23 protein-coding genes are annotated in these 26,334 nt (G+C 55.2%); 11 read left to right on the top strand and 12 right to left on the bottom strand.

Annotated features, from left to right (window positions below):
* Positions 1 to 158: 158 nt before the first annotated feature.
* From lpdA to pdhR, 4 genes are all read right to left on the bottom strand, one after another.
* Entirely contained in the window at positions 159 to 1,583 is a 1,425-nt protein-coding gene (gene lpdA / locus ACMGGU_RS01950) for a dihydrolipoyl dehydrogenase (protein ID WP_003856313.1), read from the bottom strand.
* A 175-nt stretch (positions 1,584 to 1,758) separates the two neighbouring features.
* Positions 1,759 to 3,654: a pyruvate dehydrogenase complex dihydrolipoyllysine-residue acetyltransferase gene (aceF, locus tag ACMGGU_RS01945; RefSeq protein ID WP_023326706.1), complete on the bottom strand. Its 1,896-nt coding sequence runs from the start codon at positions 3,652 to 3,654 to the stop codon at positions 1,759 to 1,761.
* Positions 3,655 to 3,668: 14 nt separating this feature from the next.
* Complete coding sequence (gene aceE / locus ACMGGU_RS01940) at positions 3,669 to 6,332, bottom strand: pyruvate dehydrogenase (acetyl-transferring), homodimeric type (protein WP_028015529.1); 2,664 nt, start codon at positions 6,330 to 6,332, stop codon at positions 3,669 to 3,671.
* A gap of 123 nt (positions 6,333 to 6,455) precedes the next feature.
* A complete protein-coding gene (gene pdhR / locus ACMGGU_RS01935) occupies positions 6,456 to 7,220 on the bottom strand; it encodes a pyruvate dehydrogenase complex transcriptional repressor PdhR (protein ID WP_008501960.1) in 765 nt (254 codons plus the stop codon).
* A gap of 263 nt (positions 7,221 to 7,483) precedes the next feature.
* Here pdhR and ACMGGU_RS01930 point away from each other — a divergent pair, with 263 nt between their 5' ends.
* From ACMGGU_RS01930 to ACMGGU_RS01915, 4 genes are all read left to right on the top strand, one after another.
* Positions 7,484 to 7,711, top strand: coding sequence for a hypothetical protein (locus ACMGGU_RS01930; protein ID WP_080474218.1), 228 nt, complete (start codon positions 7,484 to 7,486; stop codon positions 7,709 to 7,711).
* 46 nt (positions 7,712 to 7,757) lie between these two features.
* Complete coding sequence (gene aroP, locus ACMGGU_RS01925) at positions 7,758 to 9,128, top strand: aromatic amino acid transporter AroP (protein WP_024907477.1); 1,371 nt, start codon at positions 7,758 to 7,760, stop codon at positions 9,126 to 9,128.
* 164 nt (positions 9,129 to 9,292) lie between these two features.
* Positions 9,293 to 10,690 carry a glycoside-pentoside-hexuronide (GPH):cation symporter gene (locus ACMGGU_RS01920; protein ID WP_262796741.1) on the top strand — a complete coding sequence of 466 codons (1,398 nt, stop codon included), beginning with the start codon at positions 9,293 to 9,295 and terminating at the stop codon, positions 10,688 to 10,690.
* Between the two features lie 10 nt (positions 10,691 to 10,700).
* A complete protein-coding gene (locus tag ACMGGU_RS01915; RefSeq protein ID WP_395299804.1) occupies positions 10,701 to 11,651 on the top strand; it encodes a family 43 glycosylhydrolase in 951 nt (316 codons plus the stop codon).
* A gap of 18 nt (positions 11,652 to 11,669) precedes the next feature.
* Here the strand turns inward: ACMGGU_RS01915 and ampE are convergent, their stop codons facing one another.
* Both ampE and ampD read right to left on the bottom strand, forming a co-directional pair.
* Positions 11,670 to 12,524, bottom strand: coding sequence for a beta-lactamase regulator AmpE (gene ampE / locus ACMGGU_RS01910; protein WP_063620800.1), 855 nt, complete (start codon positions 12,522 to 12,524; stop codon positions 11,670 to 11,672).
* A 9-nt stretch (positions 12,525 to 12,533) separates the two neighbouring features.
* Entirely contained in the window at positions 12,534 to 13,085 is a 552-nt protein-coding gene (ampD, locus tag ACMGGU_RS01905; protein WP_008501965.1) for a 1,6-anhydro-N-acetylmuramyl-L-alanine amidase AmpD, read from the bottom strand.
* A gap of 87 nt (positions 13,086 to 13,172) precedes the next feature.
* Between ampD and nadC the strand changes: the two genes are divergently transcribed.
* From nadC to hofC, 4 genes are all read left to right on the top strand, one after another.
* Positions 13,173 to 14,066 (top strand): carboxylating nicotinate-nucleotide diphosphorylase, encoded by an 894-nt coding sequence (gene nadC / locus ACMGGU_RS01900; protein WP_021240514.1) that lies wholly within the window; start codon positions 13,173 to 13,175, stop codon positions 14,064 to 14,066.
* Between the two features lie 176 nt (positions 14,067 to 14,242).
* Complete coding sequence (ppdD, locus tag ACMGGU_RS01895) at positions 14,243 to 14,680, top strand: prepilin peptidase-dependent pilin (protein WP_048028494.1); 438 nt, start codon at positions 14,243 to 14,245, stop codon at positions 14,678 to 14,680.
* Between the two features lie 10 nt (positions 14,681 to 14,690).
* Complete coding sequence (gspE, locus tag ACMGGU_RS01890) at positions 14,691 to 16,073, top strand: type II secretion system protein GspE (protein WP_343666621.1); 1,383 nt, start codon at positions 14,691 to 14,693, stop codon at positions 16,071 to 16,073.
* Positions 16,063 to 17,247: a protein transport protein HofC gene (hofC, locus tag ACMGGU_RS01885; protein ID WP_420300210.1), complete on the top strand. Its 1,185-nt coding sequence runs from the start codon at positions 16,063 to 16,065 to the stop codon at positions 17,245 to 17,247. Before gspE ends, hofC begins: the two co-directional genes overlap by 11 nt.
* Positions 17,248 to 17,288: 41 nt before the next feature.
* Here the strand turns inward: hofC and ACMGGU_RS01880 are convergent, their stop codons facing one another.
* On the bottom strand, positions 17,289 to 18,332 hold the full coding sequence (locus tag ACMGGU_RS01880; protein WP_023293282.1) for a GMP reductase: 1,044 nt from the start codon (positions 18,330 to 18,332) through the stop codon (positions 17,289 to 17,291).
* A 228-nt stretch (positions 18,333 to 18,560) separates the two neighbouring features.
* On the opposite strand from ACMGGU_RS01880, the gene coaE reads away from it, so the two are divergent.
* The 3 genes from coaE to yacG are packed head-to-tail and all read left to right on the top strand — an operon-like array spanning position 18,561 to position 20,128.
* Positions 18,561 to 19,181 carry a dephospho-CoA kinase gene (coaE, locus tag ACMGGU_RS01875; RefSeq protein ID WP_252073772.1) on the top strand — a complete coding sequence of 207 codons (621 nt, stop codon included), beginning with the start codon at positions 18,561 to 18,563 and terminating at the stop codon, positions 19,179 to 19,181.
* Complete coding sequence (gene zapD / locus ACMGGU_RS01870) at positions 19,181 to 19,924, top strand: cell division protein ZapD (protein ID WP_008501972.1); 744 nt, start codon at positions 19,181 to 19,183, stop codon at positions 19,922 to 19,924. Before coaE ends, zapD begins: the two co-directional genes overlap by 1 nt.
* A 9-nt stretch (positions 19,925 to 19,933) precedes the next feature.
* Positions 19,934 to 20,128, top strand: a complete 195-nt coding sequence (yacG, locus tag ACMGGU_RS01865; RefSeq protein ID WP_063620788.1) for a DNA gyrase inhibitor YacG — start codon at positions 19,934 to 19,936, stop codon at positions 20,126 to 20,128.
* A gap of 25 nt (positions 20,129 to 20,153) precedes the next feature.
* On the opposite strand, the gene mutT is transcribed toward yacG, so the two are convergent.
* From mutT to ftsZ, 5 genes are all read right to left on the bottom strand, one after another.
* Positions 20,154 to 20,555: an 8-oxo-dGTP diphosphatase MutT gene (gene mutT / locus ACMGGU_RS01860; RefSeq protein WP_045907799.1), complete on the bottom strand. Its 402-nt coding sequence runs from the start codon at positions 20,553 to 20,555 to the stop codon at positions 20,154 to 20,156.
* A gap of 57 nt (positions 20,556 to 20,612) precedes the next feature.
* Positions 20,613 to 23,318: a preprotein translocase subunit SecA gene (gene secA / locus ACMGGU_RS01855; protein ID WP_021240521.1), complete on the bottom strand. Its 2,706-nt coding sequence runs from the start codon at positions 23,316 to 23,318 to the stop codon at positions 20,613 to 20,615.
* A 58-nt stretch (positions 23,319 to 23,376) separates the two neighbouring features.
* Positions 23,377 to 23,880 (bottom strand): secA translation cis-regulator SecM, encoded by a 504-nt coding sequence (gene secM / locus ACMGGU_RS01850; protein ID WP_167213990.1) that lies wholly within the window; start codon positions 23,878 to 23,880, stop codon positions 23,377 to 23,379.
* 279 nt (positions 23,881 to 24,159) lie between these two features.
* On the bottom strand, positions 24,160 to 25,077 hold the full coding sequence (gene lpxC, locus ACMGGU_RS01845) for a UDP-3-O-acyl-N-acetylglucosamine deacetylase (protein ID WP_010426966.1): 918 nt from the start codon (positions 25,075 to 25,077) through the stop codon (positions 24,160 to 24,162).
* Positions 25,078 to 25,178: 101 nt separating this feature from the next.
* The gene (gene ftsZ / locus ACMGGU_RS01840; RefSeq protein WP_008501978.1) at positions 25,179 to 26,330 is read right to left on the bottom strand and encodes a cell division protein FtsZ; all 1,152 of its coding nucleotides are present in this window, start codon (positions 26,328 to 26,330) and stop codon (positions 25,179 to 25,181) included.
* Positions 26,331 to 26,334 lie beyond the last annotated feature (4 nt).

Genomic DNA, 26,334 nt, shown 5'->3' with positions numbered 1-26,334 from the left:
GTTAACCGTGCGGCCAGTAGCTACACAATGGTGCAAAAGGTATCGGCAGACAGATGAAAATTTTTAGAGGAAATAACAATAAGTTACCTACCATAATGGGTAGTTTTCAGGCAAAAAAAAACGCCTCCAGAGGAGGCGTTAGCAATCAGGGAAGAAACTTATTTCTTCTTCGCTTTCGCGTTTGGCAGGTCGGTGATGCTGCCTTCAAACACTTCTGCCGCCAGGCCCACGGACTCGTGCAGAGTCGGGTGTGCGTGGATGGTCAGCGCGATGTCTTCAGCGTCACAACCCATTTCGATAGCCAGACCGATTTCACCCAGCAGCTCGCCGCCGTTGGTACCGACAATCGCACCACCGATTACGCGGTGAGTCTCTTTGTCGAAGATCAGTTTGGTCATACCGTCTGCGCAGTCGGAAGCGATAGCACGGCCAGAAGCAGCCCACGGGAAGGTGGCGGTTTCGTAGCTGATGCCTTTCTCTTTCGCTTCTTTCTCAGTCAGACCAACCCATGCCACTTCTGGCTCGGTGTACGCGATAGATGGGATCACTTTCGGATCGAAGTAGTGCTTCATGCCGGCGATAACTTCAGCGGCAACGTGGCCTTCGTGAACACCTTTGTGCGCCAGCATTGGCTGACCGACGATATCGCCGATAGCAAAGATGTGCGGCACGTTGGTGCGCAGCTGTTTGTCAACGCGGATGAAGCCACGGTCGTCCACTTCCACGCCAGCTTTGCCCGCGTCGAGGTTTTTACCGTTCGGTACACGACCGATAGCCACCAGCACGGCGTCGTAACGCTGTGGTTCGGATGGGGCTTTTTTGCCTTCCATGGAAACGTAAATACCGTCTTCTTTCGCTTCAACGGCAGTCACTTTGGTTTCCAGCATCAGGTTGAATTTCTTGCTGATGCGCTTGGTGAAGACTTTAACGATGTCTTTGTCGGCAGCCGGGATCACCTGGTCGAACATTTCAACCACGTCGATCTCTGAACCCAGCGCATGGTACACGGTACCCATTTCCAGACCGATGATACCGCCGCCCATAACCAGCAGACGCTTAGGAACGGTTTTCAGCTCCAGCGCATCGGTGGAATCCCACACGCGTGGATCTTCATGTGGAATGAAAGGCAGTTCGATTGGGCGAGAGCCTGCCGCGATGATCGCGTTGTCGAAGTTGATCACGGTTTTGCCGTTTTCGCCTTCCACTTCCAGGGTGTTCGCACCGGTGAATTTACCCAGACCGTTTACCACTTTCACTTTACGGCCTTTGGCCATACCCGCCAGACCGCCGGTCAGCTGAGTGATAACTTTCTCTTTCCAGGTACGAATTTTGTCGATGTCGGTTTTCGGCTCGCCGAAGACGATACCGTGTTCAGCCAGCGCTTTGGCTTCTTCGATAACTTTCGCTACGTGCAGCAGCGCTTTAGAAGGGATACAGCCGACGTTCAGACAAACACCGCCGAGGGTGCTGTAACGTTCTACGATGACGGTTTCCAGACCTAAATCCGCTGCGCGAAATGCTGCGGAGTAACCTGCCGGGCCTGCCCCAAGTACTACGACCTGAGTTTTGATTTCTGTGCTCATCATGACCTCTTAGTTTATACCCGTCGTCCACCGGGTCGTTCTATCCGCCCGCAGTTTACAAAATTGTTAACAATTTTGAAACAACAAACGGCTCACGAATTGTCGCTTTCGCCAATAACCTCACAAACACCATGAGATTATCAGAAAAAAGCCGGCCGACTGGCCGGCTTTTCGATTACATCACCAGGCGGCGAATGTCGCTCAGCATGTTGTTGATGATGGTGATGAAACGCGCACCATCAGCACCGTCGATCACGCGGTGGTCGAAGGACAGAGAGATTGGCATCATCAGACGCGGCACGAACTCTTTGCCATTCCACACCGGCTCCATCGCGGACTTGGACACACCGAGGATAGCCACTTCCGGCGCGTTCACAATCGGCGCGAAGTGGGTGGTACCCAGGCCGCCGATGCTGGAGATGGTGAAGCAACCGCCCTGCATTTCGCCGGCAGTCAGCTTACCATCACGCGCTTTCTTGGAGATGGTGGTCAGTTCACGGGACAGCTCAGTGATGCTCTTCTTGTTCACGTCTTTGAAGACCGGAACAACCAGACCATTTGGCGTATCAACCGCAACACCGATGTTGATGTATTTCTTCAACGTCAGCTTCTGGCCGTCTTCGGACAGGGAGCTGTTGAAGCGTGGCATCTGTTCCAGAGCCGCAGCAACCGCCTTCATGATGAAGACCACTGGGGTGAATTTCACGTCCAGTTTACGCTTCTCAGCTTCGGCGTTCTGCTGTTTACGGAACGCTTCCAGATCGGTGATATCGGTCTTATCGAAGTGCGTAACGTGCGGGATCATCACCCAGTTACGGCTCAGGTTCGCACCAGAGATTTTCTGGATACGGCCCAGTTCCACTTCTTCAATCTCGCCGAACTTGCTGAAGTCCACTTTCGGCCATGGCAGCATGCCCGGGATACCGCCGCCAGCGGCTGCAGCTGGTGCAGCTTCGGCGCGTTTCACCGCGTCTTTCACGTAGGTCTGAACGTCTTCGCGCAGGATACGACCCTTACGGCCGGTCCCTTTCACTTTCGCCAGGTTCACACCGAATTCGCGCGCCAGGCGACGAATCAGCGGCGTCGCGTGGACGTAAGCGTCGTTTTCAGCGAACTCTGATTTTTCTGCTTTTGCAGCAGGGGCAGCGGCTGGTTTAGCAGCCTGAGCCGGTGCAGCAGCCGGTGCTGGAGCAGCCGCGGCAGCCGGAGCTGCGGCAGGCGCAGCGCCTTCCACTTCGAAGACCATGATCAGAGAGCCGGTAGACACTTTGTCGCCGGTGCTGATTTTGATCTCTTTAACGGTACCCGCGAATGGCGCAGGGACTTCCATAGAAGCCTTGTCGCCTTCAACGGTGATCAGTGACTGTTCAGCGGCAACTTTGTCGCCCACTTTTACCATCACTTCGGTGACTTCAACTTCATCACCGCCGATGTCCGGTACGTTAACGTCTTTCGCGCCGCCAGCAGCGGCTGGTGCTGCGGCTGGCGCCGGAGCAGCGGCCTGTGCAGGCGCGGCAGCAGGTGCAGCACCTGCCACTTCGAAGATCATGATCAGGGAGCCAGTAGACACTTTGTCACCGGTGTTGATCTTGATCTCTTTAACGGTACCCGCAAACGGTGCTGGCACTTCCATAGAGGCTTTGTCGCCTTCTACGGTGATCAGTGACTGCTCGGCCGCAACGGTATCGCCCACTTTCACCAGGATCTCAGTCACTTCAACTTCGTCACCGCCGATGTCAGGCACGTTCACTTCTTTCGCACTCGCGGCAGCTGCTGGAGCAGCGGCGGCCGGAGCGGCTTTCTTCTCTTCCTGCGCAGGTGCAGCAGCGGCTGCACCGTCGGCGGAATCGAAAATCATGATCAGTTTGCCAGTCTCGGTTTTATCGCCAACAGAGACTTTGATCTCTTTAACGATGCCAGCCTGAGGAGACGGGACTTCCATAGAGGCTTTGTCGCCTTCTACGGTGATCAGCGACTGTTCAGCTTCAACTTTGTCGCCTACTTTGACCAGGATCTCGGTGATTTCAACTTCATCAGCCCCGATGTCCGGTACATTGATTTCGATAGCCATTATTCTTTTACCTCTTACGCCAGACGCGGGTTAACTTTTTCTGCATCGATGTTGAATTTGGTGATTGCGTCCGCAACCACTTTCTTATCGATTTCGCCACGTTTAGCCAGTTCGCCCAGTGCTGCTACAACCACGTAAGAAGCATCAACTTCGAAGTGGTGACGCAGGTTTTCGCGGCTGTCAGAACGACCGAAGCCGTCAGTACCCAGAACGCGATAATCATCAGCTGGAACGTAAGTACGAACCTGCTCAGCGAACAGTTTCATATAGTCAGTAGACGCCACCGCTGGCGCGTCGTTCATCACCTGAGCGATGTACGGAACGCGTGGGGTTTCCATTGGGTGCAGCATGTTCCAGCGCTCACAATCCTGGCCATCACGCGCCAGTTCAGTGAAGGAGGTCACAGAGTACACATCGGAACCGACACCGTAGTCTTTCGCCAGGATCTGTGCTGCTTCACGAACATGACGCAGGATAGAACCGGAGCCCAGCAGCTGAACTTTACCTTTGCTACCTTCGATGGTTTCGAGTTTATAGATACCTTTACGGATACCTTCCTCGGCACCTGCTGGCATTGCCGGCATGTGGTAGTTTTCGTTCAGGGTGGTGATGTAGTAGTAAATGTTCTCCTGCGCTTCACCGTACATGCGCTGCAGACCGTCATGCATGATGACTGCCACTTCATACGCGTAAGACGGGTCGTAAGAGATACAGTTAGGGATAGTCAGAGACTGAATGTGGCTGTGACCATCTTCGTGCTGCAGACCTTCACCGTTCAGGGTCGTACGACCGGAAGTACCACCGATCAGGAAGCCGCGAGCCTGCTGGTCGCCTGCCTGCCAGCACAGGTCACCGATACGCTGGAACCCGAACATGGAGTAGTAAATGTAGAACGGGATCATCGGCAGGTTGTTGGTGCTGTAAGAGGTCGCAGCAGCCAGCCAGGATGCGCCTGCGCCCAGCTCGTTGATACCTTCCTGCAGGATCTGACCTTTCTCGTCTTCTTTGTAGTAAGCAACCTGCTCACGGTCCTGCGGGGTGTACTGCTGGCCGTTCGGGCTGTAGATACCGATCTGACGGAACAGACCTTCCATACCGAAAGTACGCGCTTCGTCGGCGATGATTGGCACGAGGCGATCTTTGATCGACTTGTTCTTCAGCATCACGTTCAGGGCACGAACGAAAGCGATAGTGGTAGAGATCTCTTTGTTCTGCTCTTCCAGCAGCTGAGAGAAGTCTTCCAGCGCTGGCAGTTCCAGCTTCTCGGTGAAGTTAGGCTGGCGAGCTGGCAGGTAGCCTTTCAGCGCCTGACGACGTTCGTGCAGGTACTTGTGCTCTTCAGAGCCTTCCGGGAAGGTGATGTAAGACAGGTTTTCTACCTGCTCATCGGTGACTGGAACGTTGAAACGGTCGCGGATATAACGCACGCCGTCCATGTTCATTTTCTTAACCTGGTGAGCGATGTTTTTACCTTCTGCGGTATCACCCATGCCGTAACCTTTGATGGTGTGGGCCAGGATTACAGTCGCTTTACCTTTGGTTTCACGCGCTTTTTTCAGTGCAGCGTAGATTTTCTTCGGATCGTGACCACCGCGGTTCAGGGCCCAGATCTGCTCATCAGTCCAGTCTGCAACCAGGGCTGCGGTTTCTGGATATTTGCCGAAGAAGTGCTCACGCACGTAGGCACCGTCTTTGGATTTGAAGGTCTGGTAGTCACCGTCAACGGTTTCGTTCATCAGCTGGATCAGTTTACCGCTGGTGTCTTTACGCAGCAGTTCGTCCCAACGGGAACCCCACATGACTTTGATCACGTTCCAGCCAGCACCTGCGAAGATGCCTTCCAGTTCGTTGATGATCTTGCCGTTACCGGTTACCGGACCATCCAGACGCTGCAGGTTACAGTTGATGATGAAGCACAGGTTGTCCAGCTTCTCACGGGTCGCGATGGTGATCGCGCCTTTAGATTCTGGCTCATCCATTTCGCCGTCGCCCAGGAAGGCGTATACGGTCTGCTCAGAGGTGTCTTTCAGACCACGGTGTTCCAGATACTTCAGGAATTTCGCCTGGTAGATCGCACCGATTGGGCCCAGACCCATTGATACGGTCGGGAACTGCCAGAATTCAGGCATCAGTTTAGGGTGCGGGTAAGAAGACAGACCTTTACCGTGAACTTCCTGACGGAAGTTGTTCATCTGCTCTTCAGTCAGACGACCTTCCAGGAATGCACGTGCATAGATGCCCGGAGAGATGTGGCCCTGGAAGTACACCAGATCGCCGCCGTCTTTCTCGTTCGCTGCACGGAAGAAGTGGTTGAAGCACACTTCGTAAACGGTCGCAGAAGACTGGAAGGACGCCATGTGGCCACCCAGCTCCAGGTCTTTCTTGGATGCGCGCAGAACGGTCATGATGGCGTTCCAGCGAATTGCAGAACGGATACGACGTTCCAGATCCAGATTGCCCGGGTATTCCGGTTCGTCTTCGACGGCAATCGTGTTTACGTAGTTGCTAGCCCCTGCACCTGAAGCAACCTTCACACCGCCTTTGCGGGCTTCAGAAAGCAGCTGATCAATCAGATACTGAGCGCGCTCAACACCTTCTTCACGGATGACCGATTCGATCGCCTGTAGCCAGTCGCGAGTTTCGATCGGATCCACGTCATTTTGGAGACGTTCTGACATGGGGGTATTCCTTATCTATCTAATACGTTGATTTGTCTGGAACCTGTCCCATTGTGCTCTTGGGCAAGAACACAATAAGACAGGTTCTGCGTTTAGTTGCCGCGCTCTAAAAGTACCTGGCGCTTAATCCTTTCGTTGCTGTATGCGGCGTAATGAACGTTCGCGACGCGATTGTTCACGGCTGCGGTCCAGCAAGATTTCCTCAATGAAAGCCAGATGGCGGTGCGACGCTTCGCGCGCCTGCTCCGGTTCCCCGGCCATTATCGCCTCGAATACTCGGGTGCGATGGTTGCTTACCAGTGGGAGCATGTCCCGACGGGCATACAACAATTCAAAATTTTGACGAACGTTCTGGGCCAGCATCGGCTCCATGCAGCGTAGCAGATGGAGGAGCACCACATTGTGTGCCGCTTCGGTGACGGCGATTTGATACTGGACGACGGCGCTGGACTCGGCGTCTAAATCGCCGGACTGCTGTGCCCGTTCAATGGCCTGATGCAGTTCGCGGATACGCACGCGATCTTCATCAGTGCTGCGAAGGGCGGCGTAATAGGCCGCAATACCTTCCAGCGCGTGACGGGTCTCAAGCAGGTCAAACTGGGATTCTGGGTGGTCAGAGAGAAGTTCTACCAGCGGATCGCTGAAGCTCTGCCACAGGCTGTTTTGCACAAAGGTTCCGCCGCCCTGGCGACGAAGCAGCAAGCCCTTTGCTTCGAGACGTTGAATCGCCTCACGCAGAGAAGGACGTGAAACGTCGAACTGTTTTGCCAGCTCGCGTTCTGGCGGAAGTTTCTCACCCGGGCGCAGAGTCCCTTCGAGGATTAAAAACTCCAGCTGCTGCTCAATCACATCAGATAGTTTTGGTTGGCGAATTTTGCTGTAGGCCATATTCCCTGTCTTACGCCTTTTTGCCCGGAGTCAATTGGTCTTACCAATTTCTATTTCGTATCGCTAAAGTAACAAAGTATTCACCTTCTGTCCATATTGGTTTTGATTGAAATCAGTAAACCCTGCACATTTTAACAACCTTACAGAAATAACGTTTCAGAAATGTAACTTTGCACAAATGAGTTGATTACCCCCAAAGAGGGAGTTTTAACCATAATGAAACGAGGTTTTTTGCAATCTGAAGCGATTCAACAAGGCAAATAATGAAAATTCGCCCACTTAAGGCGCATTTCTATTCTATAGGTTGGGAGAGGAACAACGAGCGGGCCGATTTACAAATGCTTTCTTTTTATTCAAGTCGTCATCACCCCTTCATAAAGCAGGTGCATTCGCAGGCACTTACCACTATTCTGGCGCTTACGGAAGTCATCTCCGCTTTTTTCGGTCTCGTTAACCGTAAAGAAATAAATACAGAATATGGATTTTCATAATTACACACGCTCAGCGTGAACATAACAACCACACACGAGGTTTCAAATGGAAGCTCAACAGCACGGCGATCAGCTAAAGCGCGGGCTTAAAAACCGCCATATTCAGCTCATCGCACTGGGCGGTGCGATTGGTACCGGCCTGTTTCTGGGCAGCGCATCCGTTATCCAGTCTGCCGGTCCGGGCATTATTTTGGGTTACGCGATTGCGGGTTTCATTGCTTTTCTGATCATGCGCCAGCTGGGCGAAATGGTAGTAGAAGAGCCGGTCGCGGGCTCCTTCAGCCACTTTGCCTATAAATACTGGGGCAGCTTTGCCGGTTTCGCCTCGGGCTGGAACTACTGGGTGCTGTACGTTCTGGTTGCCATGGCCGAACTGACCGCCGTCGGGAAATACATTCAGTTCTGGTATCCCGAAATCCCAACCTGGGCTTCTGCTGCAGCCTTCTTCGTCATTATCAACGCCATTAACCTGACCAACGTTAAAGTGTTCGGGGAGATGGAGTTCTGGTTTGCCATCATCAAGGTCATTGCCGTGGTGGCGATGATTATCTTTGGCGGCTGGCTGCTGTTCAGCGGCAACGGCGGCCCGCAGGCCACCGTGCGCAACCTCTGGGAACAAGGTGGCTTCCTGCCTCACGGCATGACCGGTCTGGTGATGATGATGGCCATCATTATGTTCTCCTTCGGCGGTCTGGAGCTGGTAGGGATCACTGCCGCTGAAGCCGACAACCCTGAGCAGAGCATCCCGAAAGCCACAAATCAGGTTATCTACCGTATTCTGATCTTCTATGTGGGCTCACTGGCCGTGCTGCTCTCCCTGCTGCCGTGGACGCGCGTCACTGCCGACACCAGCCCGTTTGTGCTGATCTTCCACGAGCTGGGCGACACCTTTGTCGCCAACGCCCTGAACATCGTGGTGCTGACCGCAGCGCTCTCCGTATACAACAGCTGCGTATACTGCAACAGCCGTATGCTGTTCGGCCTCGCCCAACAGGGCAACGCGCCGAAGATGCTGCTTAACGTTGATAAACGCGGCGTGCCGGTGAATACCATCATTGTTTCCGCCATCGTGACCGCCCTGTGCGTGCTGATTAACTACATGGCACCGGAATCGGCGTTTGGCCTGCTGATGGCGCTGGTGGTCTCTGCTCTGGTCATCAACTGGGCGATGATCAGCCTGGCACACATCAAGTTCCGCCGCGCGAAACAGCAGCAGGGCGTCACCACGCGCTTCCCTGCCCTGCTCTATCCGCTGGGCAACTGGATCTGCCTGCTGTTCATGGCGGCCGTTCTGGTGATCATGCTGATCACGCCGGGTATGGCGATTTCCGTCTACCTGATCCCGGTCTGGATTGCGATCCTGGGCGTGGGCTATCTCTTCAGTCAGAAAAGCCGTAATGCCATGAAGGCGCACTAAGCCTCCCTCCGCGGTACCTGCTTTTGCGGGTGCCGCGCGTTGTTACCTTCCTCACACTTTCGCGCCCACAGCGCATTTATCCATATCACCGCCCTGATACTGCAACGCATATATCCCTTCGCCAGCGAATAATTCTCTCCATACCGTAAACCGGAGAGCTGTCGATGGATAACAACACACTGTCAGTAAAAGAAAAGATCGGCTATGGGATGGGCGACGCCGGATGCAACATTATCTTTGGCGCCATCATGCTGTTTGTTAACTATTTTTATACGGATATTTTTGGCCTCGCCCCTGCGCTGGTCGGCGTGCTGCTGCTGTCTGTCCGCGTGATTGACGCCGTAACGGACCCGATCATGGGCGCGATTGCCGACCGTACCCGCAGCAAATATGGCCGGTTTCGTCCATGGCTGCTGTGGATCGCTTTCCCCTACGCGCTGTTCAGCATCCTGATGTTCACCACGCCAGAGTGGAGCTATAACAGCAAAGTTATCTATGCCTTTGTCACCTATTTCCTGCTGTCGCTGACCTATACCGCCATCAACATCCCCTACTGCTCGCTGGGCGGGGTGATCACTAACGACCCGAAAGAGCGCGTCGCCTGCCAGTCGTATCGCTTCGTGCTGGTCGGCATCGCCACGCTGCTGCTCTCATTAACGCTGCTGCCGATGGCCGACTGGTTTGGCGGGGACAACAAAGCCAAAGGCTACCAGATGGCGATGACCGTACTAGCGCTGATTGGCACCTGCATGTTCCTGTTCTGCTTCGCCACCGTGCGCGAGCGCGTGCGCCCGGCGGTGCAGACCAACGATGAGTTGAAAAACGATCTGAAAGACGTGTGGAAGAACGACCAGTGGGTGCGCATTCTGCTGCTGACGCTCTGCAACGTCTGCCCCGGCTTTATCCGCATGGCGGCCACCATGTATTACGTTACCTGGGTGATGGGCCAGAGCACCCACTTCGCCACGCTGTTCATCAGCCTGGGCGTTGTTGGCATGATGCTCGGCAGCGTGCTGGCAAAAGTGCTGACCGACCGCTGGTGTAAGCTGAAGGTCTTCTTCTGGACCAATATCGTGCTGGCGATTTTCTCCTGTGCCTTTTATTTCTTCGACCCGAAAGCCACCGTCACCATCGTGGCGCTCTACGTCCTGCTGAACATCCTGCACCAGATCCCGTCTCCGCTGCACTGGTCGCTGATGGCCGACGTGGACGACTACGGCGAGTGGAAAACCGGGAAGCGCATCACCGGCATCAGCTTCTCGGGCAACATCTTCTTCCTGAAGCTGGGGCTGGCGATTGCCGGGGCGATGGTCGGGTTCCTGCTCTCCTGGTATGGCTACGACGCGGGCGCGAAAGCGCAAAGCGCGGACGCCCTTAACGGGATCGTGCTGCTCTTTACCGTCATTCCCGGCATTGGATACTTAATTACCGCGGGCGTGGTGCGCCTGCTGAAGGTGGATCGTGAAACCATGAAGCAGATCCAGGCCGATCTGGAGAAACGCCGCACCAACTACCGTGAACTGAACGACTATCAGGCACTGAAAGCCGCAGAGACAAAATAAGGAGAGCCAAATGCATCAGTGGCCAAACCCGTTTATCGAACAACGCGCCGATCCGTACATTTTACGCCATGAGGGGCAGTACTATTTTATCGCCTCCGTGCCGCAGTACGACAAGCTGGCGATCCGCCGCGCAGCGTCGCTGGAAGGCTTACGTCATGCCGAAGAAGTGGTGGTCTGGCGTAAACCCGACGCTGGCCCCATGAGCCAGCTGATATGGGCGCCGGAACTGCATCATATCGACGGAAAGTGGTACATCTATTTTGCCGCGACGCACACGCAGGCGCTCGATGCACTCGGGATGTTCCAGCACCGCATGTTTGCCATTGAATGTACCGACAGCGATCCGCTTACCGGCACGTGGGTGGAAAAAGGGCAAATCAAAACCCCGTTCGATACCTTTGCTCTGGACGCTACCACCTTTGTGCATCAGGGGAAACGCTGGTATCTGTGGGCGCAAAAGGCACCGGATATCACCGGGAACTCCAACCTTTATCTGTGCGAAATGGCGAACCCGTGGACGCTAAAAGGCGAGCCGGTGATGCTCAGCAAACCGGAGTATGACTGGGAGTGTCGCGGATTTTGGGTTAACGAAGGCCCGGCGGTGTTGGTTCACGGCGATAAGCTGTTTATCAGCTATTCCGCCAGCGCCACCGACGAGAACTACTGCATGGGACTGCTGTGGATAGACCTGAATGCCGCTCCGCAAAACCCTGCAAACTGGCACAAATCCCCGCGTCCCGTATTCGTGACCAGCTACGAAAACCGCCAGTTCGGCCCGGGCCACAACAGCTTTACACAAACGCCGGAAGGGGAAGATGTGCTGGTGTATCACGCGCGGAACTACACCGAAATTGAGGGCGATCCGCTTTACGATCCGAACCGTCATACCCGCCTGAAGCGCGTCCGCTGGAATGAAAACGGGATGCCTGATTTCGGCATCCCGCCTGCGGATACGCTTTAGTCTTTGCGGCGCGCTGGCTTACACCAGCGTGCCGTAGATCGTCAGCAGCGCCACGATAACCACCACCACAAACGACGTTTTCTTCGCCATGGAGACAGCGGCTTTCGGTGTTTCAATCTTGTCGGTATGCGGCTCACGCGCCAGCGAGAACTGTGCCAGACGCGTTAACACCTGATACTGCGACGTATGGCGGTCAGCCAGCGAAGCAAACCATGCGGGCAGCGCTTTCTCACCGTGTCCAATTAACGCGTACACAACGCCCACCAGACGCACCGGGAGCCAGTCGAGCACGTGCAGGATGGCATCGATGCCGGACAGCAAACGTTCATGCGGCGTCAGATAGCGGGCAAGCCAGGTCTGCCAGGCGCGCAGGAACGCATACCCCATCAGCAAGACCGGTCCCCACGGGCCGCCTACCACAAACCAGAACAGCGGCGCCAGGTAGTAACGGAAGTTAATCCACAGCAGCGCGTTCTGCAGTTCGCGCAGAAACTCGCGCTCGTCGCAGTCCGGCGGCACGCCGTGGATCATCGTCAGCTCGCTCGCCATGGCACCGCGCGCATGGGCATCGTCACGGGAGGCGGCTTTCAGGTAGGCGTGATAGTGCAAACGCACCTTGCCCGCACCAATGCACAGCACGCCGAGCAGGATCCACACCACCAGCAGCGGCACGTTGAAAAACAGTCCATGCAGCGCGCGCAGCAGCAGGAACGTAATGACCATCACTCCTGCCATCATCAGCAGCGTGCGCAGCATGGAAAAATGTTTGATACGGCGGAATAACACCTCCAGCCGGTGATCCAGATGCCAGTGCTCGCCGAGCTTGAACAGGCGTTCAGCGATGATAACCAGCAGCATGGTAAACAACGTCATGGTATCTCCTTATTCTGACGACGCGGTGAGCATGGCGCGGAACCGCGGCCAGTCGAATGCCGGGCCGGGATCGGTTTTTCTCGCCGGGGCAATATCACTGTGTCCCGTAATATTGTCGGCAATGGCCGGATAGAGTCCGATAAGCGTGCGGGTCACAGCCGCCAACTGTTGATACTGTGAATCGGTGTAGGGCGTGGTATCCGTGCCTTCCAGTTCGATCCCGATAGAAAAATCGTTGCACCGTTCGCGCCCGTGATACATCGACACCCCGGCATGCCAGGCGCGCTTATCAAAGGGAACATACTGAACCACTTCACCATCGCGACGAATCAGGCAGTGAGCCGACACGCGCAGATGCGCAATCTCAGCAAAGAAAGGATGGGCATCGGGATCAATCGTTCCTGTGAATAACGCATCGATCCACGGGCCGCCAAATTCTCCCGGCGGGAGACTAATATTATGAACCACCAGCAGTGTGGGCTTTTCATCCTCCGGGCGGCAGTCGTGGTGCGGCGAAGGCACATGCCGCGCATCCACCAGCCATCCGTTTTCTAACAACATGCTGGAACTCCTTATGTATGGTGCTGTTACTCGGTTCAGAGTAGCATGTTTCAATATTATGATTCGTTACCAATTTGGAGTTTTATCATGCCGCCTCGCCGCTACAACCCCGACCACCGACGTGAAGCGCTTCTGGAACGTATTAATATGGATATTCCGGCAAGCGTTGCCCATGCTTTGAAAGAAGACCTGGGCGGTGACGTCAATGCCGATAAAGATATTACCGCACAATTGTTGCCAAAAGAGACACGCTCCCACGCGGTCATTATCACCCGCGAAGAGGGTGTTTTTTGCGGCAAGCGCTGGGTTGAAGAGGTCTTTACCCAACTGGCGGGCGATGATGTGCAGGTAACATGGCACGTTGAAGATGGCGATAGCGTCACGCCCAATCAGCCGCTGTTCGAGCTGGACGGCCCCTCCCGCGTCTTGCTGACCGGCGAACGTACCGCGCTCAATTTTGTACAAACGCTCTCTGGCGTTGCCAGTGAAGTGCGCCGCTACGTTGACCTGCTGGCCGGCACCCGAACCCAGCTGCTGGATACCCGCAAAACGCTGCCGGGCCTGCGCACGGCGCTGAAGTACGCGGTGCTCTGCGGCGGCGGCGCAAACCATCGTCTGGGCCTGTCCGACGCTTTCCTGATTAAAGAGAACCACATTATTGCCTCGGGCTCCGTGCGCCAGGCGGTGGAGAAGGCCTTCTGGCTGCACCCGGACGTGCCGGTTGAAGTGGAAGTGGAAAACCTGGACGAGCTGGAGCAGGCGATTAAGGCCGGGGCCGATATCATCATGCTCGATAACTTCGAAACCGAGCAGATGCGCGAGGCGGTAAAACTGACCAACGGCCGGGCCCAGCTCGAAGTGTCCGGAAACGTCACCTTCGAAACAATCCGTGAATTTGCCGAAACCGGCGTGGATTACATCTCCGTCGGCGCGCTGACCAAGCACGTTCGCGCTCTCGACCTCTCGATGCGTTTTAAATAGTCATTCCTCTCCCCTCTCCGCCCGGAGAGGGGAATTTCAGCCCCGCTCGCAAATCCGCTGTTCTTCCCTGCAACGCGGCATAAATTCTCTGAAAGCGCTCTCCCGTTCCTTTTTTTGCCCCTCGTTTCTGCCCTTTCGCGCTGACAGAGTAGCGCCACTTAACGTAAGGAGCAGATATGAACAGACAACACGGATTCACTCTCATTGAGCTGATGGTGGTCATCGGCATTATTGCGATTCTGAGCGCCATCGGCGTACCTGCCTATCAGAACTACCTGCGCAAAGCGGCGCTGACCGATATGCTGCAAACCTTCGTTCCCTACCGCACCGCCATCGAGCTTTGCGCGCTGGATCACGGGGGCGTGGAGAGCTGCGATGCCGGCAGCAACGGCATCCCTTCCCCCACCACGACACGCTACGTGTCGGGAATGAGCGTAGCGAAAGGGATCGTGACCTTAACAGGACAGGAAAGTCTTAACGGGCTGGAAGTGGTCATGACGCCGCAGTGGAACGACGCTAACGGTATGACGGGCTGGACGCGTCTCTGCAACATCAGCGCTGATAGCGCCCTGAAGCAGGCCTGCGAAGACGTTTTCCGCTTCGACAATAACTGAGGAGCGGAAAATGAAGACCGATCAACTCGTGGCGCTTTGTCTTCGCCATCACGCACTGCTGCTTACCAGCGACAGTGAAATGGTCAGCATTGCCGTCGTGGGCAACCCCGCGGCCGAACTCATGGAGGCGCTGCGTTTCGCGACTCAGAAACGGATTGATATTGAGTGCTGGAGCGCTGAGCGCATGGAAAAACACCGGCAGCTCACGTCACAATCGCATCTGCCCGGCGTTTCGCAAGCGCATTCAACGGTAGATATCCTCAACCACACGCTGCAGCAGGCAATCAATCAGCGCGCCTCTGATATTCATATCGAACCGATGGAGCACGCGTGCCAGATTCGTTTACGTATCGACGGCGTACTTTGCCCGCAGCCTCCGCTTGCGGCGGAACTGGCTAACCTGCTCAGCGCACGCTTAAAAGTACTGGGTAACCTGGATATTGCTGAGCGCCGTTTACCCCAGGACGGCCAGTTTACGATTGAGCTGGCCAACGAGCCGGTCTCGTTTCGGATCGCGACGCTTCCCTGCAGCGGCGGCGAGAAAATTGTGCTGCGTCTCCTGCAGCAGGTTCCGCAGGCCCTTGAGCCGAAAGCGCTTGGCATGAATGCTGAGCAGCTGGCCTGTTTTAATGCGGTTCTCCACCAGCCACAGGGGCTGATTCTGGTCACCGGGCCTACCGGCAGCGGCAAAACCGTGACGCTGTACAGCGCGCTGCAGTCGCGTAACACCCCTGACGTCAACATCTGCAGCGTAGAGGATCCTATTGAGATCCCCCTTGCCGGATTAAACCAGACGCAGATTAATCCCCGGGCGGGTTTAACCTTCCAGAGCGTGCTGCGGGCGCTGCTGCGTCAGGATCCCGACATCATAATGGTCGGCGAAATCCGTGACGGTGAAACGGCCGGGATTGCCATTAATGCTGCCCAGACCGGGCACCTGGTGCTGTCGACCCTGCATACCAACTCGACGACGGAAACGCTGGTTCGCCTGGAGCAGATGGGCGTTGCACGCTGGATGATTTCCTCCGCACTGACGATGGTGATTGCCCAGCGACTGGTTCGACGTCTCTGCCCGTACTGCCGACAGAAAAGCGGGGAGCATGCGGACTTACCTCGCTCAGTATGGCCCAGACCACTTCCACGCTGGCAGCCTACCGGCTGCGAGCGCTGTTACCACGGTTTTTATGGCCGCGTGGCCATTTTTGAAGTACTCGGGATCGACAATGCCCTGCGGCAGGCCATTGCCAGCGGAGCGGGAACAGACGTCATCGAGGCGAGCGCCCGCCAGGCAGGGATGATTTCTCTTTTTGAACACGGCTGCATGGCCGTCGAACAGGGGCTAACCACGATTGAAGAGTTGCTGCGCGTCCTGGGAATGCCCAATGGCGGCTAATCAGCTCTGGCGCTGGCGTGCGCTCACCAAAGATGGAGAACCCCGAAGCGGGACACTCTGGGCCACGGACCGCAATGCGGCCTTCACCCGGCTAATGCGTAACGACCTCCATCCTCTGACGCTTACCCGATGCACGCAGCGGCACCGCTGGCGGCAACACCACTGCGACGAGATGTTTCATCAGCTCGCCACGCTTCTGCAGGCTGGACTGACATTGTCCCACAGCCTGCAAATGCTGGCAGAACAGCATCCGTTAAAACCGTGGCAGGCGCTGCTGCAAAGCATTGCCGATGAGCTCAGTGAAGGATGCCCGTTTTCGGAGTCGCTAAAAAAGTGGCCAGCCGTTTTTAGCCCGCTGCATGTCTCGATGGTGAAGACCGGGGAGCTGACAGGGAAGCTGGAGGCGTGCTGTCGTCAGCTCGCGCAGCAACAAAAAGCGCAGCAGCAGCTCAGTGCAAAAGTGAAAAAAGCGCTCCGCTACCCGGCGATCGTCCTGACGCTGGCTGTAGTGGTTGTGCTGGCGATGGTCACCCTGGTCCTGCCCGAGTTTGCCGCGATCTACAAAACGTTTAATACCCCGCTTCCCGTGCTGACGCAGATGGTCATGGGAATGGCCGCCTTTATGCAGACATATGCCCTCGCGTTGTTCGCCCTGCTACTAACCCCCTTTGCCGTCGCCTGGGCTCTGCGGCAGAACCCTCGCTGGCAGCAAATCCTGATGCATACGCCCGTGATGGGCGCACTGGCAAAAGGCCAAAAGCTGGGACACATCTTTACCGTGCTGTCACTCACGCAACAGGCAGGCATCCCCTTTTTACAGGGTCTGGAGAGTGCAGAAGAAACTGTTGAGAGCCGGTACTGGCAAGGGATACTTCGCAACGTGCGGGAGGACATTGAAAAGGGTCTGCCCGTCTGGTCATCCTTTCAGAAGGCGGCATTGTTTACCCCGCTCTGTATTCAGCTTTTACGAACCGGTGAAATGTCAGGTGCGCTGGACATCATGCTGGCAAACCTTGCCCATCATCACACGGAACAGACCTTTCAACGAGCAGATAACCTGGCGGCGCTTCTGGAGCCGCTGCTACTGATTGTGACGGGGGTCATTATCGGTACGCTGGTGGTGGCAATGTACCTGCCGATATTCCACCTGGGAGATGCGATGAGCGCGGGATAGTACAACAGGGCTGGCGCACGGGCATGCGCCAGCGAAAGCCATTACAGACTATTGAATACGCGGTTTTCTTGTTCCTGAACGCGAATAAACGTCGTACGCTTTGTCAGCTCTTTCAGGCGGGAGGCGCCCACGTAGGTGCAGGCAGATCGCAGGCCGCCAAGGATATCGCGTGCGGTGTTTTCAACCGGGCCGCGCAGGGGCAGCTTCACGGTTTTGCCTTCTGCCGCGCGGTATTTTGCCACGCCACCGACGTGGCGGGTCATCGCAGACTCAGAGCTCATGCCGTAGAACAGCATAAATTTCTCGCCGTTCTCTTCAACGACGGTACCGCCGCTCTCTTCATGGCCTGCCAGCATACCGCCGAGCATCACGAAGTCCGCGCCGCCGCCGAAGGCCTTTGCAACATCACCCGGCATGGTGCAACCGCCGTCGCTGATGATCTGGCCGCCCAGCCCGTGCGCCGCGTCGGCACATTCAATGACGGCAGAGAGCTGCGGATAACCGACGCCGGTTTTGACGCGTGTGGTGCATACGGAGCCCGGACCAATCCCTACTTTCACGATATCGGCACCGGAGAGGATCAGCTCTTCACACATTTCACCGGTCACCACGTTGCCCGCGATGATGGTTTTCGTCGGCCAGGCCTCACGCGCCTTGCTGACGAACTGTACGAAGTGCTCGGAGTAACCGTTCGCCACATCAATACAAACGAAGTTCAGCGCCGGGTTAGCCTTCAGGATCTGTTTGGTCTTCTCAAAATCCGCATCGGAGGTGCCGGTGGAGACCATCACGTGCTTCACCACATCAGCAGAGGCGGACGCAACAAACGCATCCCACTCTTCAGGGCTGTAATGTTTGTGAACGGCGGTGAGAATATCGAACTGTGCCAGCGCGGTTGCCATCTCAAAGGTTCCCACAGTATCCATATTGGCAGCGATGATCGGCACGCCAGACCACGTCTGACCGGAATGCTTAAAGGTGAATTGACGTTCGAGTTCAACGTCTGAGCGACTTTTCAGTGTAGAGCGTTTAGGGCGGATAAGAACGTCTTTGAAACCTAACTTCAGATCTTCTTCGATACGCATGTGCGGATTCCTGGGGTTAGAGGCAAATATGTTAAAAGCACAACTCCAGTGACGCTATCATACGCACTAATACCTGCTCCGCAAGACTGCGAAATTCTCTTTTTTTACGCTACAATCCTATAAATTTACCTGGTAAAAAGCCGGTAAACAGGGCTAAACAGTGACTGGCGCATCTGTGATTTTTAATCAACTGATTTTTATAATGAATAATTCCCAGGATTTTATTTAATGGGGTATATCGTTGCATTAACCGGCGGCATCGGTAGTGGCAAAAGTACCGTTGCGGACGCGTTTTCTCGTTTGGGTATCACGATTGTCGATGCCGATATTATTGCCCGCCAGGTGGTAGAGCCCAATACACCCGCGCTAAAGGCCATCGCAGAACATTTTGGTCAGACAATTATCAATGACGATGGCACCCTGAATCGCCGCCAGCTTCGCGAATGCATTTTTTCCGATTCTGCGGAAAAAGCCTGGCTTAATAGCCTTCTCCACCCCATCATCCACCAGGAAACGCAGCGTCAGATCGCCGCGGCCCGCTCGCCCTATGTCTTGTGGGTGGTTCCGCTGCTGGTTGAAAATCAGCTGCAGAAGAAAGCCGACCGGGTGCTGGTGATTGATGTCACCCCCGAAACGCAAATCCAGAGAACCATGACGCGCGACCACGTCTCGCGCGAGCATGCTGAACACATTCTTGCCGCTCAGGCCACGCGCGCTCAGCGCCTTGCCGTGGCGGATGATGTCATTGATAATAACGGCGCACCAGATGCCATTGCATCGGATGTTGCCCGTCTGCACGCGCAGTATCTGACGTTTGCCGCGCAGGCCGTTGCACAGGAAAAACCATAATGTCGACACACATCCTTTTTGAGCATCCGCTCAACGAAAAAATGCGTACCTGGCTGCGCATCGAATTCCTCATTCAGCAGCTTTCACAACATCTGCCGGTTAACGATCATGCTACGGCGTTGCATTTCTTCCGCAATGTAGGCGATCTGCTGGATGTGATTGAACGCGGCGATGTCCGCACAGAATTGCTTAAAGAGCTGGAGCGTCAGCAGCGTAAATTACAGGCATGGGCTGAGGTTCCGGGGGTGGATGTAAGCCGTATCGATTCCCTTCGCCAGCAGCTTAAAACCAGCAGCAGCATCCTGATGGCTGCACCGCGCGTCGGGCAGTTTTTGCGTGAGGACCGCCTGATTGGCCTGGTGCGCCAGCGCCTGAGCATCCCTGGCGGTTGCTGCAGCTTCGACTTGCCGACGCTGCATATGTGGCTCCATATGCCACAAGCCCAGCGTGACGCGCAGGTGAACAGCTGGCTGGCAAGCCTGGAGCCGATGCACCAGACGCTGTCGCTGATCCTCGATCTGATCCGTAACTCAGCGCCGTTCCGCAAGCAAACCAGCCTGAATGGTTTCTACCAGGACAACGGTGATGATGCCGATCTTCTGCGCCTGAATTTATCGCTTGGCGAACAGCTTTATCCGCAAATTTCCGGGCATAAGAGCCGCTTTGCGATTCGCTTTATGCCTCTGGACAGCGAAAATGGCACCGTGCCGGAACGCCTCGATTTTGAACTGGCCTGTTGTTAAGGAGTGCCGATGTCTGATGTCACCACCGTAAACTGCCCTACCTGTGGCAAAACCGTTGTCTGGGGCGAAGTGAGTCCGTTCCGCCCATTCTGCAGCAAACGCTGCCAGCTTATTGACCTGGGCGAATGGGCGGCGGAAGAGAAACGTATTCCGAGTAAAGGCGATCTCTCGGACAGCGACGACTGGAGTGAAAACCAGCAGTAATCTGTAAAGCCTGCTGGCGCGTCGCTTAGCAGGCCTTCGGTTGTGCAACGAGCCGCAGGATCACAGGCTCATTAGCTGGCGGGAATTTTTCGGCATCACTTGCCTGAAGCGCCACCCAGTTACCCGGCTGCCCCTCTTTTCCCCAGGGTTCACCTTCCCAGTTTTCCACCAGCCAGAACCACAGCGTAATGTGCCTGTCCGGGAACTGGTATTCGAGCTTATCAAACAGCGTTGCGCCAAGCGGGGTGATCCCGACTTCTTCCTGAAGCTCGCGAACCAGCGCCGCTTCCGGGGTTTCACCAGCCTCAATTTTTCCGCCTGGAAACTCCCATTTGTTCGCCATATGGGCGTCGGCAGCGCGCTGGGTGATAAAGATTTGCTTTTGCGGGTTGCGAATAATCCCGACGGCAATTTGCAGTATTTTCATATTGTTACTTCCATAAAAAAGGCGCAGATGTCTGCGCCTTTTTGTTTTTTTATGAATTCAGCTCAGACGCCCGTGGCACGCCTTGTACTTTTTACCGGAGCCACATGGGCACGGATCGTTACGACCCACTTTACGATCGCCAGTCTGCGCGGCGATCGCCGCTGCAGCTTCGCTGTCGTCGGTCTGATGGCTCAGCTGTTGCATTTGTGCCAGACGCTCGGCTTCTTCACGACGCTGCTGCTCCATCGCTTCTACCTCTTCCGGCATACGCACCTGAACCTTGCTCAGGGTGCTGATCACTTCATACTTCAGCGACTCAAGCATAGAGGCAAACATGGAGAAGGACTCACGCTTGTATTCCTGCTTCGGATCTTTCTGCGCATAGCCACGCAGGTGGATACCCTGACGCAGGTAGTCCATCGCCGCCAGATGCTCTTTCCACAGGGAATCCAGCGTCTGCAGCATCACGCCTTTTTCGAAGTGACGCATCATCTCAGCGCCAACAACCTCTTCCTTACGCTTGTAAACATCCAGCGCGGTTTCGTAGATACGCTCGCGCAGGGTCTCTTCGTGCAGCTCAGGCTCTTTATCCAGCCACTCTTTGATAGGCAGATCGAGGTCAAAGTCGTTTTTCAGACGTTCCTGCAGGCCTTCGATGTCCCACATCTCTTCCAGAGACTGAGGAGGAATATGCGCATCAATCGTGGCTTTAAACACATCTTCACGAATGCTGTTGATGGTTTCGCTCACATCGGATACGTCCAGCAGTTCGTTACGCTGGGTGTAGATCGCACGGCGCTGGTCGTTAGCCACGTCATCGTATTCCAGCAGTTGCTTACGAATATCGAAGTTGCGGCTTTCCACTTTACGCTGGGCGTTCGCGATCGCTTTGGTGACCCACGGGTGCTCAATGGCTTCGCCAGGTTTCATGCCCAGCTTACGCATCATGCCGGACACGCGGTCGGAGGCGAAAATACGCATCAGCGCATCTTCCATCGACAGGTAGAAGCGGGAAGAACCGGCATCACCCTGACGACCCGCACGACCACGCAGCTGGTTATCGATACGACGCGATTCGTGACGCTCGGTACCAATGATATGCAGACCGCCGGATGCCAGCACCGCGTCGTGACGCACCTGCCAGTCGGCCTTAATCTGCGCAATCTGTTCAGGCGTTGGGTTTTCCAGCTCAGCCACTTCGGCCTGCCAGCTACCGCCCAGCATAATATCGGTACCACGACCCGCCATGTTGGTGGCGATGGTTACCGCAGCCGGATAACCTGCCTGCGCAACAATGTCCGCTTCTTTGGCGTGGAATTTGGCGTTCAGTACGTTGTGTTTAATACCCGCTTTGGTCAGCTCGTGAGAAACCACTTCGGATTTTTCAATGGAGATGGTCCCCACCAGAACCGGCTGGCCTTTAGCAGTACGCTCGCGGATATCTTCGATGATCGCCTGAATTTTTTCCGCTTCGGTCATGTACACCAGGTCCGGCATATCCTTACGGATCATCGGACGGTTGGTTGGAACGACCACGGTATCCAGCTTGTAGATAGAGCTGAATTCAAACGCTTCGGTATCGGCAGTACCGGTCATGCCCGCCAGCTTCTCGTACAGACGGAAGTAGTTCTGGAAGGTGATAGACGCCAGCGTCTGGTTTTCGTTTTGAATATCCACGCCTTCTTTGGCTTCTACAGCCTGGTGCAGACCGTCAGACCAGCGACGCCCCTGCATGGTACGGCCGGTGTGCTCATCGACAATGATCACTTCGCCGTCTTTTACGATGTAGTCGACGTCACGGGTGAACAGCGCGTGGGCACGCAGCGCGGCGGTCACGTGGTGCATCAGCATGATGTTGCTCGGGGAGTACAGAGACTCGCCCTCTTCCATAATGCCTTCAGCAACCAGCAGCTCTTCAATTTTCACCAGACCACGTTCGGTCAGGTTCACCTGGCGCGCTTTTTCATCAACGGAGAAGTGGCCTTCACCCTGGAAGGTATCCGAGTCTTCTTTCTCCTGACGCAGCAGGTGTGGAATGATTTTGTCGACTTTACGATACATCTCGGAGCTGTCTTCAGCCGGGCCGGAGATGATAAGCGGAGTACGCGCTTCATCGATCAGGATGGAGTCCACCTCATCCACCAGCGCATAGTGCAGCTTACGCTGGACACGCTCTTCAGGGCTGAACGCCATGTTGTCACGCAGGTAGTCGAAGCCGTATTCGTTGTTGGTACCGTAGGTGATATCCGCGTTATACGCTTCACGCTTGGCTGGCGCAGGCAGGCCGGACATGTTGATACCGACGGTCATACCGAGGAATTCGAACAGTGGACGGTTGTTTTCGGCATCACGCTGCGCCAGATAGTCGTTGACGGTAACGACGTGAACGCCTTTACCGGTCAGCGCGTTCAGGTAAGCCGGCAGCGTTGCGGTCAGGGTTTTACCTTCACCGGTACGCATTTCCGCGATGCAGCGCTCGTTAAGCACCATACCGCCCAGCAGCTGAACGTCGAAGTGACGCATGCCGAACACGCGCTTACTTGCTTCACGCACGACAGCAAACGCTTCCGGGATCAGGCTTTCTAAGGTTTCACCTTTTTCCAGACGCGCACGGAATTCCGCCGTTTTCGCTTTCAGCTCATCATCAGAGAGCTTCTCCATCGCCGGTTCCATACCGTTGATGACGGCAACAGCTTTGCGCATACGGCGCAGGGTACGATCGTTACGACTACCAAAAACTTTAGTTAATAATTTGATTAGCATAATAAATTCTCAAACGCCCCATCATGGGCAAATAAATTAAGGTATTGAAAAAGTTAATTTAGCTGAGGCGTTGAGGCCCGGCTCGAATGCCGTGAACCTGGCTAATCCAGGTTGATACAGAGAATGAAACAGGAGGAACGAGCGCGCGTTGCGCCGTCTCGCGCACCATGACCGGCGGCTGGCTGTCCTGCGTAAGCAGAGCATTAAGCGTGTCCAGCAGGGCAAGATGCTGTGCCTGCACCGGCAGCGTCTCTTCCGCCACAGGCATTGCCTGGGGCGCCATCGCGAAGGAGAGATGGCGGATAACCGTGCGGATAGCGTGCTGGTGCCAGTAATCAACGGAGAAATTCGGGCGGCGGCTGGCTTCAAGCCACGCCAGGTTTGTAAAGTTAACCCGCGTGTTGAGATCGTGTTTGGTAGTAGAGGTCTTCGCTGGCGTCGCCGCTTCGGCACTGTTGCTGAGCGCAGGCAAGCCGAGACTCGCCGCGACCATCCCTAATAAGAGATGCGGCCAGAAGTAACGTCTGCCAAATTGTCGCCAGCGCGTCAGTATTCCGCTCACTTGCTCCACCACATAAGCCAGCCTGTAACAGGCTACTTTTAAGTTATTTTTTTAAGCGCCCAGATATTACCACTAAAGCCAATGCACATCAGCAGGAATGAGGTGCCACCGCGGGGAAAAACGGTCAAGAATGCAGCTAACGCACGCATTTTCTGCGCAAGACAAACAAGAGATAACGCTGGGGCAAACGAAGAAGGGCAAAAATAAAAACGACTGGTCTTCCTGGTCGGAGAGAGTACCAGGTTAACCAGTCGATTTTTTACGAAACGGCGTGAACCGTTACGCCAGAACCATGTTTGGCGCTTTGAAAGCCAGCGGCAGTTCTGCTTCGTCTTCGAAGGTCACATATTCCCAGGCTTCCTGTTTTGCCAGGACGGCCTGCAACAGTTTGTTGTTCAGCGCATGACCGGATTTGAACGCGGTAAATGCACCAATGATATTGTGACCACACATAAACAGGTCGCCGATAGCGTCCAGCATTTTGTGACGAACGAATTCATCTTCGAAACGCAGGCCGTCTTCGTTCAGTACGCGATAATCGTCAACAACGATGGCACAATCGAAGCTGCCGCCCAGGCACAGGCCGCGGGACTGCAGATATTCGATATCACGCATGAAGCCAAACGTACGGGCTCGGCTGATCTGGCGCATAAACGCATCAGCAGAGAAGTTCATCGCGTAGCGCTGGGTACTGGAATCAATCGCCGGATGGTTAAAGTCGATGGTAAAGTCCAACGAGAAACCATTGTACGGTTTGAATTCAGCCCACTTGTCGCCATCTTCGACGCGAACGGTCTCTTTGATGCGAACAAATTTCTTCGCGCAGTTCAGCTCTTCGATGCCGGCATCCAGCAACAGATAGACGAACGGTGCAGCACTGCCATCCATAATCGGGATTTCTGGCGCATCGACTTCAACAATAATGTTGTCGATACCCAGCCCCGCCAGGGCGGCGTTCAGGTGCTCTACGGTAGAAATCCGCACGTCATGCTCGTTCACCAGACAAGTACAGAGCATAGTATCACGCACAGATTTGGCATCGGCCGGAAAATCTACCGGTGGATTCAAGTCGGTGCGACGATAGATGACCCCGGTATTGGCCGGCGCAGGGCGTAACGTCAGCGTGACTTTCTTGCCGGTATGTAAACCGACACCCGTCGCCTGAACGATACGTTTAAGTGTCCTTTGTTTGATCATCGTATAATCTCGCCAAATTAACTATCCAACCGAGAGTGTATATCACTAACGGTGGGCCAGTTTAGCACAAAGAGCGCAAATCCCCTAATTCCAGCCAATTCTTAATCAGCTTGCTTACGCAGGAACGCCGGGATATCCAGATAATCTGGCTCTTTCGCCGTTTGCGGCGTTGGGTCGTTCACCACTTTCGCGGCCGGTTTCTGCTCCTGAGTCAGCGGAGACATACCGTGCTGCTGGTAACGATCCATTACCGGTTGCTGAGTCTGCTTGTTGGTCACTAAGGTGATCTCAGGACGCTTGTCCATACCGATACCAGTCGCAACAACGGTAACACGCAGCTCGTCGTTCATTTCAGGGTCAAGCGAAGTACCGATTACCACGGTAGCGTTGTCAGAGGCGAACGCACGGATAGTGTTACCCACGGTTTCGAACTCATCCAGACGCAGGTCAAAGCCAGCGGTAATGTTGACCAGCACGCCACGTGCACCAGACAGATCGATATCTTCCAGCAGTGGAGAAGAGATGGCCATTTCAGCCGCTTCTTCTGCACGGTCTTCGCCGCTCGCCACGCCAGAGCCCATCATCGCGTAGCCCATTTCGGACATCACGGTGCGAACGTCTGCAAAGTCAACGTTCATCAGGCCAGGACGGGTAATCAGTTCAGCGATACCCTGAACCGCGCCTTTCAGCACGTCGTTTGCTGCACCGAAGGCGTCCAGCAGGGAGATACCGCGACCCAGAACCTTCAACAGCTTGTCGTTCGGGATGGTGATCAGCGAGTCAACGTGCTTGGACAGCTCGGTGATACCCTGCTCCGCAAAGGCCATACGCTTCTTGCCTTCAAAATTGAAAGGCTTGGTCACGACAGCAACGGTCAGGATACCTAAATCTTTAGCCACTTCAGCTACAACAGGTGCTGCGCCGGTACCGGTACCGCCACCCATACCTGCTGCAATGAAGACCATGTCCGCACCTTCCAGTGCAGCGCGCAGGGCTTCACGATCTTCTTCAGCCGCATTGCGGCCCACTTCCGGGTTAGCCCCTGCTCCCAGCCCTTTGGTGATACCACCGCCGATCTGGATAGTCTGGCCTACAGCCGTCTTACGCAGTGCCTGTGCATCGGTGTTAACTGCAAAGAATTCAACACCTTCAATGCGTTCACGCACCATATGCTCTACGGCGTTACCGCCGCCGCCACCGACGCCGATGACTTTAATCACCGCGTCGTTGGTCAGTTCCATAGGTTCAAACATAATT

Source organism: Enterobacter sp. BNK-8, from assembly GCF_048685095.1.
Classification (GTDB): domain Bacteria; phylum Pseudomonadota; class Gammaproteobacteria; order Enterobacterales; family Enterobacteriaceae; genus Enterobacter; species Enterobacter quasiroggenkampii.
The sequence above is the reverse complement of the archived record's forward strand: the minus strand, read 5'-3'. Positions and strand labels throughout refer to the sequence as shown.